Below are 14872 nucleotides of genomic sequence, written 5' to 3'. Positions count from 1 at the left end.
GCAGGAATTGGCGGCTGCCGTTCTAGTCGTGCATCTACTGACCTATTCGAACAGGTTGGTCGTCGCTCAACCCGAGGCTGTGAAAAGATTACTGTCGCTCCCGAGTCAGGCCCATCACCGTGGGAATTTAAAAGACGCGAGCGTCAGGATTAGGCTCGTACGAAGATATTTTCAGCAACCGAAGGAGAGGTCACGTGGCGACCTTCGATCAAATCGGCGTAGGAACAAACAACCCAACTGCAAAGATGGAGGTGGTGGGCGATTGGAATGGAACGGAGGGGGCGGCAAAGCTGACAGGGGACAAGCCCACACTGAAGCTCGCCGGGGGATCAGCAGCGGGAAACGAACAATGGATTGTTCACGTCGGCGGCGACGGCCCTGGAAACCTAGGGTTCTATAGGCGAGGTGCCGCCCCAACAAGTTGGGAACTCGCCATGTGCCTGAGTCCGGCCGGGCGGATCGGTGCGGGGACCACGAATCCCGCAGCAAAAGTCGATATTGTTGGCGACTGGACCGGGAAGGAAGGCGCTCTCCGGATAGCCGGAGACAAACCTACGATCAAATTTGCTGGAGGACCGCAGACAGGGAATGCACAGTGGATCGTGCACGTCGGCGCCGACGGCCCCGGAAACCTAGAGTTCTATAGGCAAGACGCCAATGTCTGGGAACTCGTCATGAGCCTTCGCAACGACGGCTCTCTGCATACTTCTCAGGCCGTCCATGACAATATGATGGTCAACGGCGACATCACCCTGGCGGGGGCCGACTTCGCCGAGGAGTTCGACGTGCTCACCCCAGAGACGTCGGATCCAGGAACCGTCATGGTGCTCGACGAGACCGGCGCCGTTCGCGTCAGTGACAGCGCATACGATCACCGGGTAGCAGGCGTCGTCTCTGGTGCCGGCGAGTACAAGCCGGCCGTTATAGCTGATCGCCGCGACACCGGGTCCAATCGGCTGGCATTGGCTCTCATGGGCAAAGCCTACTGCAAAGTGGATGCGGCTCTTCACGCCGTCGCCGTCGGCGATCTGCTCACCACGTCATCTACGCCCGGCCATGCGATGAAGGCGCTCGACCGATCACGAGCACACGGGGCGATCATCGGAAAAGCACTAGGACCGCTGCCGGCCGGTCAGGGACTAGTACCCATACTCGTCACGCTGCAATAGCCGTGGCATGCCGTCACGAGATACAACGACTTATGGCGCTGTGATCGGCACGGCCCTGGCCGGCCTGCGCTTCGGACGCGACCTGATTCCTGTCTTGGTCGCACTTCAATAAGGAGATGTCATGGTGAGTTATCGCAGTGCGGCGGGATCCAATCTCAGCGCACGCCAGCTCGCCGCAAGCCTTGACGTGAGCGCGCCGTTTTCCTTGCGGAACGTGCTCTCCCACGCGGTGATCAACCGAGCCTGGCAGCATAACGGTGGCCGGTTGGGCCCGCTGGGGTTGCCGACCAGCGAGGTCCAATCGGTAAACGGCGGGATCAAGCAATTCTTTCAAGGCGGCGAAATTGCGATCATAGCCCAGGAGCTCAAGGTAACTCAGACCCGCGTGAGCACCATCCGCTTCAAGGGCATACACTGTTTCGGAACGTCGGCTGGCCCCGGCGCTGATGAACCTTACGTGGTCTGTGCGGTGTATGCGCCACACAAGCGCGAACGGGCACAGGTCATCAAGATCCCCATGAGCGGATCATATGAAAATTTCTCCTCCGGCACCCAGCAGGCCGATGTCATAGACGTATGGCACCGAGAGCCTCCTACGGATGTGGCTGTCGCCTGTTATCTCATGGAGCATGACTCTGGAGATGAAGAAGAAGTCAAAAACAATATCAAGACTGCGGTCGAGAAAGGGATCACCACCGTCGAGGCTGCTATTGCCGCGGTCGGCGGGCCATTCAGCCTGCCAGAGGAGTGGATTTCCATGCTCACCGTGCCGATGTCGGCCGGGATCACCGCACTGCTCGGACTGGGCGACGATGTAATCGGTTTCCAGACACTCGACTTCAAATTCGTAGAGCTGAACCAGCTCGCAGAAACCCCCCTTCCACCGCATAATTTCGGCGCGATCTCGTTCACCCACGAGACGCCTCTCATCACCGACGGCGGCGCCTCCTACAAGTGCTACTTCGAGGTCTACACGGAGATCGTGGATCATCCGCTACCACCAGGCTGACGCCGGCCAGGCCGGACATCCCCGTCACCTCTCCGGATGGTCCAGCACCGGATCAGCAACCCCATCGGCGCCCTCCAGTCGCCGGGCTACGGCACGGACAGGCCGTGTTTCGCGAGCCGGTTCGGAGTCCGCCGGGCACTGCTACACGCCCGCTCGGACGCGGCGCGAGACCAGGCGGCTCTTGAGCTTGCCGATCAGGTGATGGGCGTCCCGGCCCACTCCGCGCAGGCTGTTGGAGGCCGGATTGCGCAGCCACTCCAGGCCGAGGAAGCCGAGTCCGGGGTGCGTGGCGGAAAGGCCGCGGTCATGGTGCGGGTAACCGCGCTCGTTCAGAACATCGACCCCGTTCAGGTAGTCCAGGTGAGGCCTGTAACCGGTCGCCAGCAGCACGACATCGACGTGCTCGCGATTGCCGTCGGCCCACACGACATCCTCGCCGTCAAAGCGCGTGAACATCGGGCGCCGGTCGACGCGTCCCTCACGCAGCGCCTGGCGGTAGATGCCTTCGTCCAGGACGGGTCCGGTGGGCGGGGTGGTGACCAGGCGGGCAGGCAGGCGGTCGAAGCCGGTGACCTTGAACCAGAAGTGCACGTCCTTGCCCAGGGGGCGCTGTTCGAGGAAGCGGACCGGCTCGCGGGTGGCCAGCGTCACCGTGGCCGTCCCGGCGAGTTCGTAGGCGATCTGAACGGCGGAGTTGCCGGCGCCGACCACGACGATCCGCTTGCCTGCGTACGGCACCGGGTTCTTGTAGCCGGCGGCGTGCAGGATCTCCCCGGCGAAGCCCTCCCGACCCTCCAAGTGGGGCATGCGGGGGTTGGCGAACGAGCCGGTGGCGGCGATCACGCCTGGCGCGCGCAACGCGGTGTCGTCGGCGAGCCGTATCGCGAAACCTGCGTGGTCGGCCTGTACGTCGGTCACGCGGGCGCCGGTGCGGATCTGCACGCCCAGGCGGGCGAGGTCGCGGGCATAGCGCGTCAGGTACGCCACGACCTCGTCGCGGTGTGGATAGCGGTCAGGGTCGCCCGGGAAGGCCATGCCGGGCAGTGAGCTGTAGCGGGCCGGGGAGAACAGGGTGAGGCTGTCGTAATAGTGCGGCCATGAGCCGGTGGCCTGCTCGCCCGCTTCCAGGATGACGGGGTTGAGCCCGGCATTCAGCGCGGCGCGGGCGGCGGCCAGGCCGGACTGGCCGCCGCCGATGACAGCGACATCGAACACGTCTGTGGTCGTCATGGCGAGGATCATATCCTCAGATCCAGAAGTGACAATATGATGTGAGCGAGGTGATGCTATGACCATGAGTACGGACGGGTTCGAGCTGACCGAGGCGGCGCGCGGGTTGCTCAAGGCGCTGGCCAGCGACACCCGCCAGCAGATCCTGATGCTGTTCGCCGGCGGGATCGAGCTGACGGTCACCGAGGTCGCCGAACGCATGAGCCTCGCCCAGTCGGCCACCTCCACCCATCTGGCGACCTTGCGCGACGGCGGACTGCTGACCTCACGGCGGGAATGGAAGACCGTCCACTACCGGGCCGACCCGGCTCGCATCGGAAAGGCGTTGAGCGACCTGCAGGTCTCCTTGCAGGCATGCTGCCCGCCCACCGACTGCTCCGCGGATGCTTGCGGCTGATCCCGAGTCCGGCCTCCGGCCGGTCAGCCGTCGCACGGGCACGGGCCCGCCGGACGGACGGCGGACACCGTTCCGGCGGCGTTCACGGAAACCTCGCAGCACTCCAGCAGGAGCGAACGCAACCGCGACCGAGCCCGCTGGATCCGCGACTTCATCCCCGGCAGTGACACGCCGAGCCGGCGGGCGGCTTCAGCCTGGGTCAGCCTGTCGTAGTCGACCAACTCGATCGCCCGGCGATCGCTCTCGGACAGCCGTGCCAGCATCGGCGCCAGACACCCGGCCAGTGCCGCCAGTTCCCCGGGGCCCGGATCACCGCCGTCCAGGCTGCGGTCGAGCGCGGCCCGAGTGAGCGCCCGACCGCTGCGCACGGCCGCCCGCTGATGGTCGATGATCGCGTTCCGGGCGATCCGGTAGGCCCACGCGTCGAGGCGTTCGCTGTCACGCAGCGTCCCCGCGCTGCGGCTGATGCGCAGCAGGACCTCCTGCACGATGTCCTCGGCGTCGTCGGGCCGGTCGATTCGCCGGGCGACGAAGGCGACCAACCGGGCGCGCACCTGAGTGACGGCTGCCGCGGTGTCGCCGGCCGACGATGTGGTGCCCATGAACGATCTCCTGTCGTGCGGCCCGGGCCGGCCGCGCCGGCCGGCCCGGAGCGTTGGCGTCACCGGCAGGCGCAGGTGTCGGGCGCGGCCTCCGCGGAGCTCTGGGCGCCGCAGCAGTCGCCCTTCTCCTCCGGTGCGCAGCAGGTTGTGAGGGTGGTGGCCGAGCAGCAGGCCGCGGTGGCCTCGGGGGCGTTCTCTGTGGCAGACATGGCTGATCCTCCGTTGCGAAACGACGTACTCACCTAGGCAGACGTCGCGTCGGCGAGATGGATGCACCCTCTGATTAGATCTGATCCTAATTTGACATCCCTCTAATCAGAGTGCCACACTCCGAGCTACTTAGACATACTTCAAACCAAGCGCCACCCACTGGCCGACCCGATCCAGGAGGAAGATCATGAGTGGTGGATGTTGCGGCCCCGTGGCCGTTTCCGTGGAGCAGCCCGCACCGCAGGTCGGGGCTGCCCCCCAGCCGCGTGACCTCGCCCCCCGGCCTGGCGACCTCCCCGTCGTGGTGATCGGGGCAGGTCCTGTCGGACTGGCCGCCGCCGCACACCTGGCCGAGCGCGACCTGGACTTCGTCGTTCTGGAGGCGGGCGAGCAGGTGGGCGCCTCGGTCGCGCAGTGGGGGCACGTGCGTGTGTTCAGCCCCTGGAAGTTCAACATCGACGCCGCCGCCCGCCGGCTCCTGGAAGCCGACGGCTGGACGGCGCCCGATCCCGACTGGCTGCCCACCGGCGCCGAGCTGATCGACGACTACCTCGCCCCGCTGGCCAAGCTCCTGGACGGCCGCGTACGTACCGGCGCCAAGGTGAGCGCCATCAGCCGGCTCGGATACGACAGGGTGCGCACCCACGGCCGCGAAGACACCCCCTTCCTGGTCCGCCTGGACAGCGGCGAGGAACTGCGGGCCCGTGCGATCATCGACGCCTCCGGCACCTACAACGCGCCCAACGTGCTCGGCGCGAGCGGCATACCCGCGCACGGCGAGGACACGGTCTTCGTCGACCACGCCCTGCCCGACGTGCTGGGCGCCGACCGCGAGCGCTATGCGGGCAAGCACACCCTGGTCGTCGGGGCGGGCCACTCGGCGGCCACCACGCTGCTGGCCCTGGCTCAGCTGGAGGACACGCGGATCACCTGGGCCATCCGGGCCGGCGGCGCCGCCCGGACCTACGGCGGCGGCGCGGCCGACGCGCTCCCGGCCCGCGGCGCGCTCGGCACCCGCCTGCGCGCGCACGTCGAGTCCGGCCGCATCACCCTGCTGACCGGCTTCTTCACTCACTCCATCACGACCGACGGCCCCCAGGTCACGGTGATCAGCCGCGACCCGTCCGGAGCCGAGCAGGCCGTGACCGTCGACGCCATCGTCAGCGCGACCGGCTACCGCCCCGACCACTCCATCGCCTCCGAACTGCGCCTGGACCTGGACCCCGTCCTCGGCTCCACCCGCGCCCTCGCCCCGTTGATCGACCCGAACGCCCACTCGTGCGGCACCGTGCCCGCCCACGGCGTCGACGAGCTCGCCCACCCCGAGGCCGGCTACTACGCCGTCGGCGTCAAGAGCTACGGGCGTGCGCCGACCTTCCTCATGGCCACCGGCTACGAGCAGGTCCGCTCGGTCGTGGCCGCGCTCGCCGGCGACTGGGAGGCGGCCCGCGACGTCCGACTGGAGCTGCCCGAGACCGGCGTGTGCTCCTCCAACCTCGCCGAGGCCCAGGAACAGCGGGTCGGCCTGGCCACCGGCATCAGCGGCGGCCTGCTGTCCACGCCGTTGCCGCTGGTGGAGGTGTCCGCCTCCGACGGCGGCGGCTGCTGCGGCTGAAACGCGCGAGCGTGACCTCCTCCCGCAGCCAGGCCATCGGCTATGGCGCGCTCTACTACGCCTTCTCCGTCTTCCTCATCCCCATGGCGCGCGAGCTGCGCGCGAGCGGCACCCAGGTGGCCGCCGCGCTCACTCTGGCCGTGCTGACCACCGCGCTGTGCGCACCGCTGGTCGGCCGCCGGCTCGACCACCACGGCGGGCGGGCGCTGATGAGCGCCGGTTCGGTGCTGGCCACGCTCGCCGTCCTCGGCTGGTCCCAGGTCACCAGCCTGCCTCAGCTGTACGGGGTGTTCGTGGCCATCGGCGCGGCCTCGGCCATGGTGCTGTACGAGCCGGCCTTCGCCGTCGTCGTCTCCTGGTTCGACGGGGACGAGCGGGGCCGGGCCAACGCGCTGCTGGCGCTGACGGTCGTGGCCGGATTCGCCTCGTCCGTCTTCCTGCCGCTGGCCGGGCTGCTGACCGAGGAGTACGGCTGGCGCCGGGCACTGCTCGCGCTGGCCGGCCTGTACGGCGGGACAGCCATCCCCCTGCACGCCCTCGTGCTGCGCGGACGACCCCGCACCGCCGCCGCTCCGGTCGAGCCCACCCAGCGGGCGGCCCTGGTCAGGGCAGCGGTGCGGGCCCGGCCGTTCTGGCTGCTGGCCGCCGCGTTCACCGCGCACGGCGGTGCGGTGGCCACGATCGCCGTGCTGCTGGTGACCTACCTCGTCCGTCTCGGTCACCCGCCGGTGTTCGCCGCGACCGTCGCCGGGCTGCTGGGCGTGCTGTCGGTCACCGGCCGGCTGGTCTCCACCGGCCTGCGACGTCGCTGGCCGGCCGCCCCCGTCGCCGCCACGATCTTCACTCTCCAGGGGCTGGGCGCGCTGCTGCTCCCCCTGGCCGGCGCCACCGTGCCCGGCGCGATCGGCTGCGTGCTGCTGTTCGGGATCGGCTTCGGCGTCGGCACCATCACGCTGCCCCATCTGCTGGCCGAACGCTACGGCACCACCGCCTACGCCGGCCTGTCCGGCCGCATCGCCATGTTCTCCGTCACCGACAAGGCGCTGGCGCCGCTCGGCGCGACCGCTCTGGCCCAGGCCGCCGGGTACGGCTGGGTGATGGGCGCCGTCGCGCTGGTGTGCGCGATCGCCGCGTTCGCCCTGCTGGCCTACCATCGCCTATAATTTCGATGCATTTCGAATCAGGGAGGGTTGGATGACCGCGGTCACGATCCAGTGCTGCGCCCCGATCGCGCGTGAGCCGCTGTCGGAGAGCGACGCGGCCGACCTGGCGGTCATGCTCAAGGCGGTCGCCGACCCGGTACGCCTGCGCCTGCTGTCGATGATCGGCTCCCACGCGGGCGGCGAGGCGTGCGTGTGCGACCTGACCGACGCCTTCGACCTGACCGCACCCACCATCTCCCACCACCTCAAGGTGCTGCGCACCGCCGGGCTGATCAGCGGCGAGCGACGCGGCACCTGGGTGTACTACCGGATCATCCCTGAGGCGGTGAACAGGCTCGGCGCCCTGTTCACCCCGCTCGCCGAGCCCGTCTCCGCGTGACGCGCCTGGTCGACGTCCTGGTCATCGGTGGCGGCCAGGCCGGCCTGGCCGCCGGCTACCACCTGCGCCGGGCCGGCGCCGACTTCGCCATCCTCGACGCCCAGGACCACCCCGGCGGCGCATGGCGGCACGCCTGGCCGTCGCTGCGGCTGTTCTCCCCCGCCCAGTACAGCTCCCTGCCCGGCCGCATGATGCCCGCCCCACCCGGCGGCGGCTACCCGAGCGCCGCCGACACCGTCGCCTACCTGACCGACTACGAGCGCCGCTACGACCTGCCCGTGATCCGGCCGGTCAAGGCCCACGCGGTACGGCGCGGCGACGAGCGGCTGACGGTCGAGACCGACTCCGGCACCTGGCGGGCCCGGATCGTCATCAGCGCCACCGGAACCTGGTGGCGCCCGTACGTCCCGCACTACCCCGGCATCCACGACTTCCAGGGCGAGCAGCTCCACACGGCCGGCTACCGCGGCCCCGAGCCGTTCCGCGGCCGGCGCGTGGTGATCGTCGGCGGCGCCAACTCCGCCGCCCAGATCCTGGCCGAGGTCTCCACCGTCGCCGACACCACCTGGGTCACCCTCCGCCCGCCCCGCCTGCTGCCCGACGACATCGACGGCCGGGCCCTGTTCAATCTGGCCACCCGCCGGATGCGGGGCGGAGACAGCATCGGCGACCTGGGCGACGTCGTCGCCGTCCCACCGGTCCGCGAGGCCCGCGACCGCGGCGTCCTGAAGGCCGAGCCCATGTTCAGCCGGATCACCCCTGACGGCGTCTCCTGGCCCGACGGCACGAGCCTGGCCTGCGACGTGATCATCTGGTGCACCGGCTTCCGCCCCGCCCTCGGCCACCTGGCCCCGCTACGGCTACGCGAACCCGGCGGCCTCATCCCCACCGACGGCACCCGCGCCGTCGGCGAGCCCCGCCTGCACCTGCTCGGCTACGGCGACTGGACCGGCCCGGCCTCCGCCACCCTCATCGGCGCCGCCCGTACCGCCAGAGCCACCGTCGCCGAGATCATCGCGGCCCTGGGCAACCGTCAGTGAGCCGCCCGGGGTCCGCCGATGCCGCTCAACCGGTGAGCTCGGTGATGAGCTTCTCGACGCGGACGCGGATCTCGTCGCGGATCGGCCGAACGGCTTCGATGCCCTGCCCTGCGGGGTCGTCGAGTTTCCAGTCCTCGTAGCGCTTGCCGGGGAAGATCGGGCAGGCGTCGCCGCAGCCCATGGTGATGACCACGTCGCCGGCCTGGACGGCCTCGGTGGTGAGGATCTTGGGCTGGGCTGCGGTGATGTCGATGCCGACCTCACGCATGGCCTCGACGGCGACGGGATTGATCTGATCGGCGGGCGCGGACCCGGCGGAGCGGACCTCGATACGGTCGCCGGCCAGATGGGCGAGCCAGCCGGCGGCCATCTGGGAGCGTCCGGCGTTATGGACGCAGACGAACAGGACGCTGGGCTTGTCGCTCACGAGCAGGTTCCTTTCAGCTGTTCCGGTCTTCAGGCTGTGGGGATCTCGAGGTCGCCCAGCAGGCGGCGGACACGGCGTTCGATCTCGTCGCGGCTGGGCCGCACGTCTGTCCACGGTTCGGGGAACTCGGCGGAGATGTCGATGCCTCGTTCGGCCATCGATGCCACGGCGGCGGGGTTGACCTCGCCGGCGAACTCCGAGCCGCCGGACCAGGCCAGCGCACGGTCTCCGGCCAGGTGCCGGAAGAAGCCCATGGCCGGCTGGGGGCGTCCGGCAGCCAGGGCGTGCAGGCGCTGGGGGGCGAAGCGCTCGGCGAGCAGCGGCAGGTCGACGGACAGGTCCGGGTGGCGGTAGGTCTGGGACATGGCTCACTCCTGAGGGAGGTGTACGGCGGGCGCCAGCCGTTGGACGCGGTCGGCGATGTCGGCGTAGGCCCGCTCGAAGGCGTCGTCGTCGCCGGTGCGGACAGGGTCCGGGATGGACCAGTGCAGCCGCTCGGCGCCGGCGAGCCGGGTGAGCTGTTCGTGGGCGGCGTCGCAGACCGCCACGATCAGATCGTCTGGATGCAGGGTCTGCTCGATGTGGCGGGTCGTGGCGGCGTCGAGGTCAAGGCCGTGATGGCGCGCCAGGGCGACCACCCGGGGGTGGACGCGTTCCGCGGGCCGGGTGCCGGCGGAGGTGGCGGGGACGTGGCTGGCGCGGCCCCAAAGTGCGGCTGCCAGCTGAGAACGTGCGGAGTTGTGGGTGCAGACGAACACCACCCGAGGAGCCGGCCTGGCAACGGCGGGCAGCAGGCCGGACAGGGATCGTGGAACCAGGCGCAGGTAGGTGCGCCTGCGGTCGCCCTCGGACCGGCGGCGTTCGACGACCCCCGCCTCCTGCAGCAGCTTGACGTGGTGGGCGAGCAGGTTGGTGGGCAGGCCGAGCTCGTGTCCCAGCTCGCCCGGGGAGGCGTCGCCCAGCAGCAGCCGGTCCACGATGGACAGGCGGCCGGGGTCGCCGAGCGCGGCGTGTACGCGTGCCCGCGCCTCCACCGAGGACGACCAGTCAGCGTTCATTGAGTCAATATTGATTGAGCTAAACCGCCGTCGTCAAGCCGCGCCTGCTCACTGCTTCACCGCGAGTCCGGATGCGGGATGACCGGCTCCGGAGTGCCCGCCGCAGGTCGGCCGAACAGGCCATGCACCAGCACCAGGCCCACCACCCCACCGATCAACTGCGCGGCGACGAACCCGGGCAGCGAGGCCGGGGCGATGCCGGCGAAGGTGTCGGAGAAGGCCCGGCCGACGCTGACCGCCGGATTGGCGAAGCTGGTCGACGAGGTGGACCAGTACGCGGCCCCGATGTAGCCGCCCACCGCGAGCGGGGCCGCCGCCGTACGACCCGAGCGGGTGAGAGCGAAGATCACCAGCACCAGGCCCGCGGTCGCGACGAGCTCGCCGAGCCACAGGTGCGCGCTCGCCCGATCAGTGGTCGACCAGGTGATCGCGGGCTTGTCGAACATCGCGTTGGCCAGCACCGCCCCGGCGATGCCCCCCGACACCTGAGCCACGACGTAGCTCGCCAGTTCGCCCGCCGTCAGCCCGACGCCGCTCTGCCGGCCCTGCCACCAGTCGGCCATTGACACCACCGGGTTGAAGTGGGCGCCGGAGACCGGCCCCAGCACCACGATGAGGACCGCCAGCCCGAACACGGTGGCGGTGGAGTTCTCCAGCAACTGCAGGCCCACGTCGTGCGGGGACAACGTCTGCGCCATGATGCCCGACCCCACGACCACGGTCACCAGCAGCGCGGTGCCGAGGAACTCGGCCAGCAGACGGCGCCTCACCCGGCCACCTCGGCGGGCACGGCCAGCAGGGCCGACAGCTCGGCGAGCCGCTCGGGCACGACCCGGTAATACACCCACGAGGCGCGACGCTCGCTGGTCAGCAGGCCGACGTCCTTGAGGACCTTGAGATGGTGGCTGATCGTCGGCTGCGCCAGCTCGAAGGCATCGGTGATGTCGCACACGCACGCCTCGCCGCCCTGGTGACCGGCCACGATCGAGACGATCCGCAGCCGCACCGGATCACCGAGCGCCTTGAACACCCGCGCCAGGCCCACCGCCTGACCTTCGCCCAACGGCCGGCGCGCCAGCGGCGGGCCGCACTCCAGAACCTGCAACGCATCCATGAGCATCAATATTGACAGGCATGGATATCAGCCGAGTGACCGCACGATGAACGGCAGATGGCCGGCCCCAGCTCTCAAGGCGGGCCCCCGTTCACATCGGCCGACGCGGTCGGGCGAGGCTTCAGCAGGCGATGGCCGTACTGCGCCGTTCCAGCATCAGCACGTCGCGCCAGATGCCTCGATGGCAGCCGACGCGCTCCCGGGTGCCGACCACACGGAAGCCCAGCGCCTGGTGCAGGACGAGACTGGCCGTGTTCTCCGGGAAGATCCCGGACTGGATCGTCCAGACTCCGGCGTCCTCGCCGGCGGCGACGAAGGCGGTCAGCAGGGCACGGCCGATGCCGTGAGCCTGACAGCCGGGATGGACGTAGACGCTGTGCTCGACCACCCCGGCATAGACCGGACGCGTGGACACCCTGGAGGCGGCCACCCAGCCGACCACCTCGCCGGTCTCGGTGTCGGCGGCGACGTACCGCAGGTGCGGGAGCTTGCCCGCGGTGAAGCCCTCCCAGGTCGGCGCGACGGTCTCGAAGCTGGCCTGGCCGCTGTCCAGCCCGGCCTGGTAGATGGCCAGCACCTGCTCGGCATCGCCGTCACACATCGGCCGGATCTCCAGGCCGGGCCCGACGGCCGGCTTGACCGCCTGGACGATCGCCGAGCGCACGCCCTCGCCGTGGTCGGCCGTCAGCGTGATCCGTATGCCGACGAAGCCGGCCCGGCGGAGCAGCTCGCGGTAACCGGCAACGGACAGCGCGCCGGCCGCGCAACCGATGCGCCGCTCGACCGCCTCCCGCCGCGCGGGAGCGGCGGCCACCTCGTCTTCGGTGACGACGTCGCTGATCCCGAACCGGCCGCCCGGACGCAACACCCGGAACGCCTCGGCGAGCACCGCCGCCTTGTCGTCGGACAGGTTGATCACGCAGTTGGAGATGACCACGTCGACCGACCGATCGGGCAGCGGGAGCGCCTCGATGGCCCCGTGCAGGAACTCGACGTTGGTCACGCCGGCCTGCTCCGCATGGCGCCGGGCGAGCTCCAGCATGTCGACGCCGGCGTCCAGCCCGTACGCCTTGCCGCGCGGGCCGACGCGGCGGGCCGACAGCAGCACGTCGATGCCCCCGCCCGAGCCGAGATCCAGCACCGTCTCACCGGCGCGCAGTTCGGCCACGGCCAGCGGGTCGCCGCAGCCCAGGCTGGCCCGGACGGCGCCCTCCGGCAACCCTTCGGTGTCGTCATAACCGGCGGCGCCGAAACAGCCCTCCCCGAAGGCTTCGGAGCCGCAGTCGACGACGCGCTCACCACTCAGCGCGGCCCGAGCCAGGCTGGAGTAGCGGCCGACGGTCTCATCGTTCGCCATGAGGATCTCCCTCACTCACAGGCCGGCGCAGCCGGCGCCGGGTTTCCCATCACCACGTCGGCGGCCGTGGGGAAGCAGCTCACGCACGCCTCGTTGATCCGGTACAGGCTGGACGTGCCCTGCCGCTCCACCAGGACGAACCGCACCTCGGCGAGGATCTTCAGATGGTGCGACACCGTGGACTGGCCCACTCCGGAGACCGCCACGATCTCGCCCACGCTCATCGGCTCGCGCCGCCGGGCCAGCAGCGACACGATCTGAATGCGGGTGGCGTCGGCCAGCGCCTTGAACCAACTCGCGTACTCCTCGGCCTCGGCGCGCGGCAGAGAACCCCTATCTATATCCATCGAGAATCGACGATAATCGATGAAGCGCCGAAGTGGAAGGCCGTCCTTTCACGGGAATCGAGATGCCTGATGGTGCTGCGCCGGTCCGTACGTCAACGCCGGCCGGGGCCGCCGCGCTCAATGGTCACGCCACGCTTCTTCCGAGCGTTGCAAGTCAGCGAGGCTGCCGTCGGCGACGCGCCGGGAGACCTCTTCCCATTCGCGGATCACTCGCCGCTTGCCGTCGGGGATGCATGGCCAATCCGCTCGGGTCACGGGCCTGCCTGCGTAGCGAACCCGACTGCGGTTCACCCGCCGGTCACGATGATCAGCGGAGCGAGCCGTGCAGTCGGCCGGTCGTCAGGCGGGGGTGCCTGGATGTCAGCAGATGGCGGCAGTCGTGTTGTGCCGTAGCTGGCCGGCGTCGACCGCCCCCGGACGGGACGGGAGGCCGACGGGCAGACAGCGATGCGAGTCGAGGACACCTTCGTCACCACCACCCCGAAGACGGCTCTTACCGCTGAGCTGGACTCCGCCTCCGCCGAACTCGTTCGCACCACCACCATGAAGGCGATCACCATCGCGCAGCGGACGTTTCCGCCGCACATCGCGGCCCAGGCCGGCGAGTGGCCGGCCGGCGACCACCTGTACACCCTCACGCCGCCTGTCTCTCGCCCGCGACTCCGTCCCCGACCCGGTAGCCCGGCCACTCGCCGGGTCGAGGTCGCGTTCGTGCCAGGGCAGAACGGGCTGCGCCGGCGCAACCTGCTGGTCACCAACGCCGAGTTCGCCGCGTTCCTTGACGAGATGGCCGCGGCCGGGCTGCCCGACAGCCGGCCCGGCACCTGCCTGCTGTGCCGCGAGATGTCGCACGAGCGCGGAGGCCGCCCGCACCATGACCTCACGGGGCGGTGGATGGCCGGCCCCGGTTTCGAACGCCTGTAGATGCCAGGACCGCTTCACGCGCGGGCGGGAGACGTCAGTGATCAGGCAGTGAGCGAGTCGGGGTAGAACCGCTCGACGTGGTCGCGCTCGGTGTACATGCGCCAGTACTGATCGGCCAGGTCGTCCGGATCGACGATGCCGACCTTCGGGCCGTCGGCCGCGGTGAAGGCGGCCTGCGCCGCGGCGGCCACCTCGCTCCGGGCGATCAGGGAGGCGACGCTCAGGGTGCCGGCGTAGACGCCCGTGCCGGCCAGCTCGGCGTTGAGGGAGTACAGGTAGTTGCGGGTGGCGGACATCACCGGGCCCAGGCCGCTGAGGTACGGCATCGGCCGCGCCGCCGAGTAGCCCTGGGTCAGCAGAAAGGCACCGTCACCGCGCTCGGTCCACTCCGGCAGCACTGCCCGGACCACCTCGACCGGGGTGAACAGGAGCAGCGGCGACAGCTCCATCAGGGTTGCCGCGTCCAGCTCGGTGGCGGCGGTGAAGCCCGTGTCACCGCTGATCGGCCCGTACTCGACCACGTCGATCCGGCCCAGGCGGTCCCGGATCATCTGCACCAGGGCAGGCACCTCGGAGGGCTTGGCAAGATCGGCGGAGAAGGCGACCGCCTCGATGCCTTCGCCGCCGAGCTCCCCGGCGAGGGCGTCCAGCCGGTCCTTGCGGCGGGCCACCAGTGCGACCCGGAAACCTTCGCGCCCGAAGCGGCGGGCCACGGACACCCCGAGGCCGGTACCGGCACCGAAGACGGCGATCACTTTGGACATGGGAGTGCTCCTTGCCATGAACGGCTTTCTTGACCCTGGGGTCAACTTGTTGGACGACGGTAGCATC

Annotated in this window: 19 protein-coding genes; 8 read left to right on the top strand and 11 right to left on the bottom strand. The window is 69.8% G+C overall.

Going from position 1 to position 14872, the window contains the following annotated elements; all coding sequences use genetic code 11:
* Nucleotides 1-194: 194 nt before the first annotated feature.
* Nucleotides 195-1169: a hypothetical protein gene (locus HTZ77_RS24560; protein WP_175592019.1), complete on the top strand. Its 975-nt coding sequence runs from the start codon at nt 195-197 to the stop codon at nt 1167-1169.
* A 121-nt stretch (nt 1170-1290) separates the two neighbouring features.
* Nucleotides 1291-2178, top strand: coding sequence for an LGFP repeat-containing protein (locus HTZ77_RS24555; protein WP_175592018.1), 888 nt, complete (start codon nt 1291-1293; stop codon nt 2176-2178).
* A gap of 141 nt (nt 2179-2319) precedes the next feature.
* Here the strand turns inward: HTZ77_RS24555 and HTZ77_RS24550 are convergent, their stop codons facing one another.
* Complete coding sequence (locus HTZ77_RS24550; RefSeq protein WP_175592197.1) at nt 2320-3408, bottom strand: flavin-containing monooxygenase; 1089 nt, start codon at nt 3406-3408, stop codon at nt 2320-2322.
* Between the two features lie 58 nt (nt 3409-3466).
* Here HTZ77_RS24550 and HTZ77_RS24545 point away from each other — a divergent pair, with 58 nt between their 5' ends.
* Nucleotides 3467-3805, top strand: a complete 339-nt coding sequence (locus tag HTZ77_RS24545; RefSeq protein WP_205303329.1) for an ArsR/SmtB family transcription factor — start codon at nt 3467-3469, stop codon at nt 3803-3805.
* Between the two features lie 23 nt (nt 3806-3828).
* Here HTZ77_RS24545 and HTZ77_RS24540 read toward each other — a convergent pair whose 3' ends face one another.
* Nucleotides 3829-4407 carry a sigma-70 family RNA polymerase sigma factor gene (locus HTZ77_RS24540; protein ID WP_175592017.1) on the bottom strand — a complete coding sequence of 193 codons (579 nt, stop codon included), beginning with the start codon at nt 4405-4407 and terminating at the stop codon, nt 3829-3831.
* 59 nt (nt 4408-4466) lie between these two features.
* Nucleotides 4467-4616: a hypothetical protein gene (locus tag HTZ77_RS24535; RefSeq protein WP_175592016.1), complete on the bottom strand. Its 150-nt coding sequence runs from the start codon at nt 4614-4616 to the stop codon at nt 4467-4469.
* A 212-nt stretch (nt 4617-4828) separates the two neighbouring features.
* On the opposite strand from HTZ77_RS24535, the gene HTZ77_RS24530 reads away from it, so the two are divergent.
* From HTZ77_RS24530 to HTZ77_RS24515, 4 genes are read left to right on the top strand one after another with little or no spacing between them, the layout of a single operon-like run.
* Nucleotides 4829-6232: an FAD-dependent oxidoreductase gene (locus HTZ77_RS24530; protein ID WP_328808743.1), complete on the top strand. Its 1404-nt coding sequence runs from the start codon at nt 4829-4831 to the stop codon at nt 6230-6232.
* A gap of 11 nt (nt 6233-6243) precedes the next feature.
* Nucleotides 6244-7395: an MFS transporter gene (locus HTZ77_RS24525; protein WP_328808742.1), complete on the top strand. Its 1152-nt coding sequence runs from the start codon at nt 6244-6246 to the stop codon at nt 7393-7395.
* 31 nt (nt 7396-7426) lie between these two features.
* The gene (locus HTZ77_RS24520) at nt 7427-7774 is read left to right on the top strand and encodes an ArsR/SmtB family transcription factor (protein ID WP_175592014.1); all 348 of its coding nucleotides are present in this window, start codon (nt 7427-7429) and stop codon (nt 7772-7774) included.
* Complete coding sequence (locus HTZ77_RS24515; RefSeq protein WP_175592013.1) at nt 7771-8814, top strand: ArsO family NAD(P)H-dependent flavin-containing monooxygenase; 1044 nt, start codon at nt 7771-7773, stop codon at nt 8812-8814. The genes HTZ77_RS24520 and HTZ77_RS24515 overlap by 4 nt, the downstream gene beginning before the upstream one ends.
* A 25-nt stretch (nt 8815-8839) precedes the next feature.
* On the opposite strand, the gene HTZ77_RS24510 is transcribed toward HTZ77_RS24515, so the two are convergent.
* From HTZ77_RS24510 to HTZ77_RS24475, 7 genes are all read right to left on the bottom strand, one after another.
* Nucleotides 8840-9241, bottom strand: coding sequence for an arsenate reductase ArsC (locus tag HTZ77_RS24510; RefSeq protein WP_175592012.1), 402 nt, complete (start codon nt 9239-9241; stop codon nt 8840-8842).
* Between the two features lie 29 nt (nt 9242-9270).
* Nucleotides 9271-9606, bottom strand: a complete 336-nt coding sequence (locus HTZ77_RS24505; protein WP_235995061.1) for a low molecular weight phosphatase family protein — start codon at nt 9604-9606, stop codon at nt 9271-9273.
* Between the two features lie 3 nt (nt 9607-9609).
* Nucleotides 9610-10299 (bottom strand): arsenate reductase/protein-tyrosine-phosphatase family protein, encoded by a 690-nt coding sequence (locus HTZ77_RS24500; RefSeq protein WP_175592011.1) that lies wholly within the window; start codon nt 10297-10299, stop codon nt 9610-9612.
* A 56-nt stretch (nt 10300-10355) separates the two neighbouring features.
* Nucleotides 10356-11069, bottom strand: a complete 714-nt coding sequence (locus HTZ77_RS24495) for an MIP/aquaporin family protein (protein ID WP_175592010.1) — start codon at nt 11067-11069, stop codon at nt 10356-10358.
* Nucleotides 11066-11413, bottom strand: coding sequence for an ArsR/SmtB family transcription factor (locus HTZ77_RS24490; RefSeq protein WP_175592009.1), 348 nt, complete (start codon nt 11411-11413; stop codon nt 11066-11068). The genes HTZ77_RS24495 and HTZ77_RS24490 overlap by 4 nt, the downstream gene beginning before the upstream one ends.
* Before the next feature lie 121 nt (nt 11414-11534).
* The gene (locus HTZ77_RS45410) at nt 11535-12770 is read right to left on the bottom strand and encodes a GNAT family N-acetyltransferase (protein ID WP_205303327.1); all 1236 of its coding nucleotides are present in this window, start codon (nt 12768-12770) and stop codon (nt 11535-11537) included.
* 11 nt (nt 12771-12781) lie between these two features.
* Nucleotides 12782-13117 carry an ArsR/SmtB family transcription factor gene (locus HTZ77_RS24475; RefSeq protein WP_175592008.1) on the bottom strand — a complete coding sequence of 112 codons (336 nt, stop codon included), beginning with the start codon at nt 13115-13117 and terminating at the stop codon, nt 12782-12784.
* A 447-nt stretch (nt 13118-13564) separates the two neighbouring features.
* Here HTZ77_RS24475 and HTZ77_RS24470 point away from each other — a divergent pair, with 447 nt between their 5' ends.
* Nucleotides 13565-14041: a hypothetical protein gene (locus tag HTZ77_RS24470; RefSeq protein WP_175592007.1), complete on the top strand. Its 477-nt coding sequence runs from the start codon at nt 13565-13567 to the stop codon at nt 14039-14041.
* Nucleotides 14042-14082: 41 nt separating this feature from the next.
* Here HTZ77_RS24470 and HTZ77_RS24465 read toward each other — a convergent pair whose 3' ends face one another.
* Nucleotides 14083-14805, bottom strand: coding sequence for an SDR family NAD(P)-dependent oxidoreductase (locus HTZ77_RS24465; RefSeq protein WP_175592006.1), 723 nt, complete (start codon nt 14803-14805; stop codon nt 14083-14085).
* Nucleotides 14806-14872: the final 67 nt, after the last annotated feature.

Origin of the sequence: Nonomuraea montanisoli (genome assembly GCF_013363975.1) — a bacterium.
In the GTDB taxonomy this organism is placed as follows: Bacteria; Actinomycetota; Actinomycetes; order Streptosporangiales; family Streptosporangiaceae; genus Nonomuraea; species Nonomuraea montanisoli.
The sequence above is the reverse complement of the archived record's forward strand: the minus strand, read 5'-3'. Positions and strand labels throughout refer to the sequence as shown.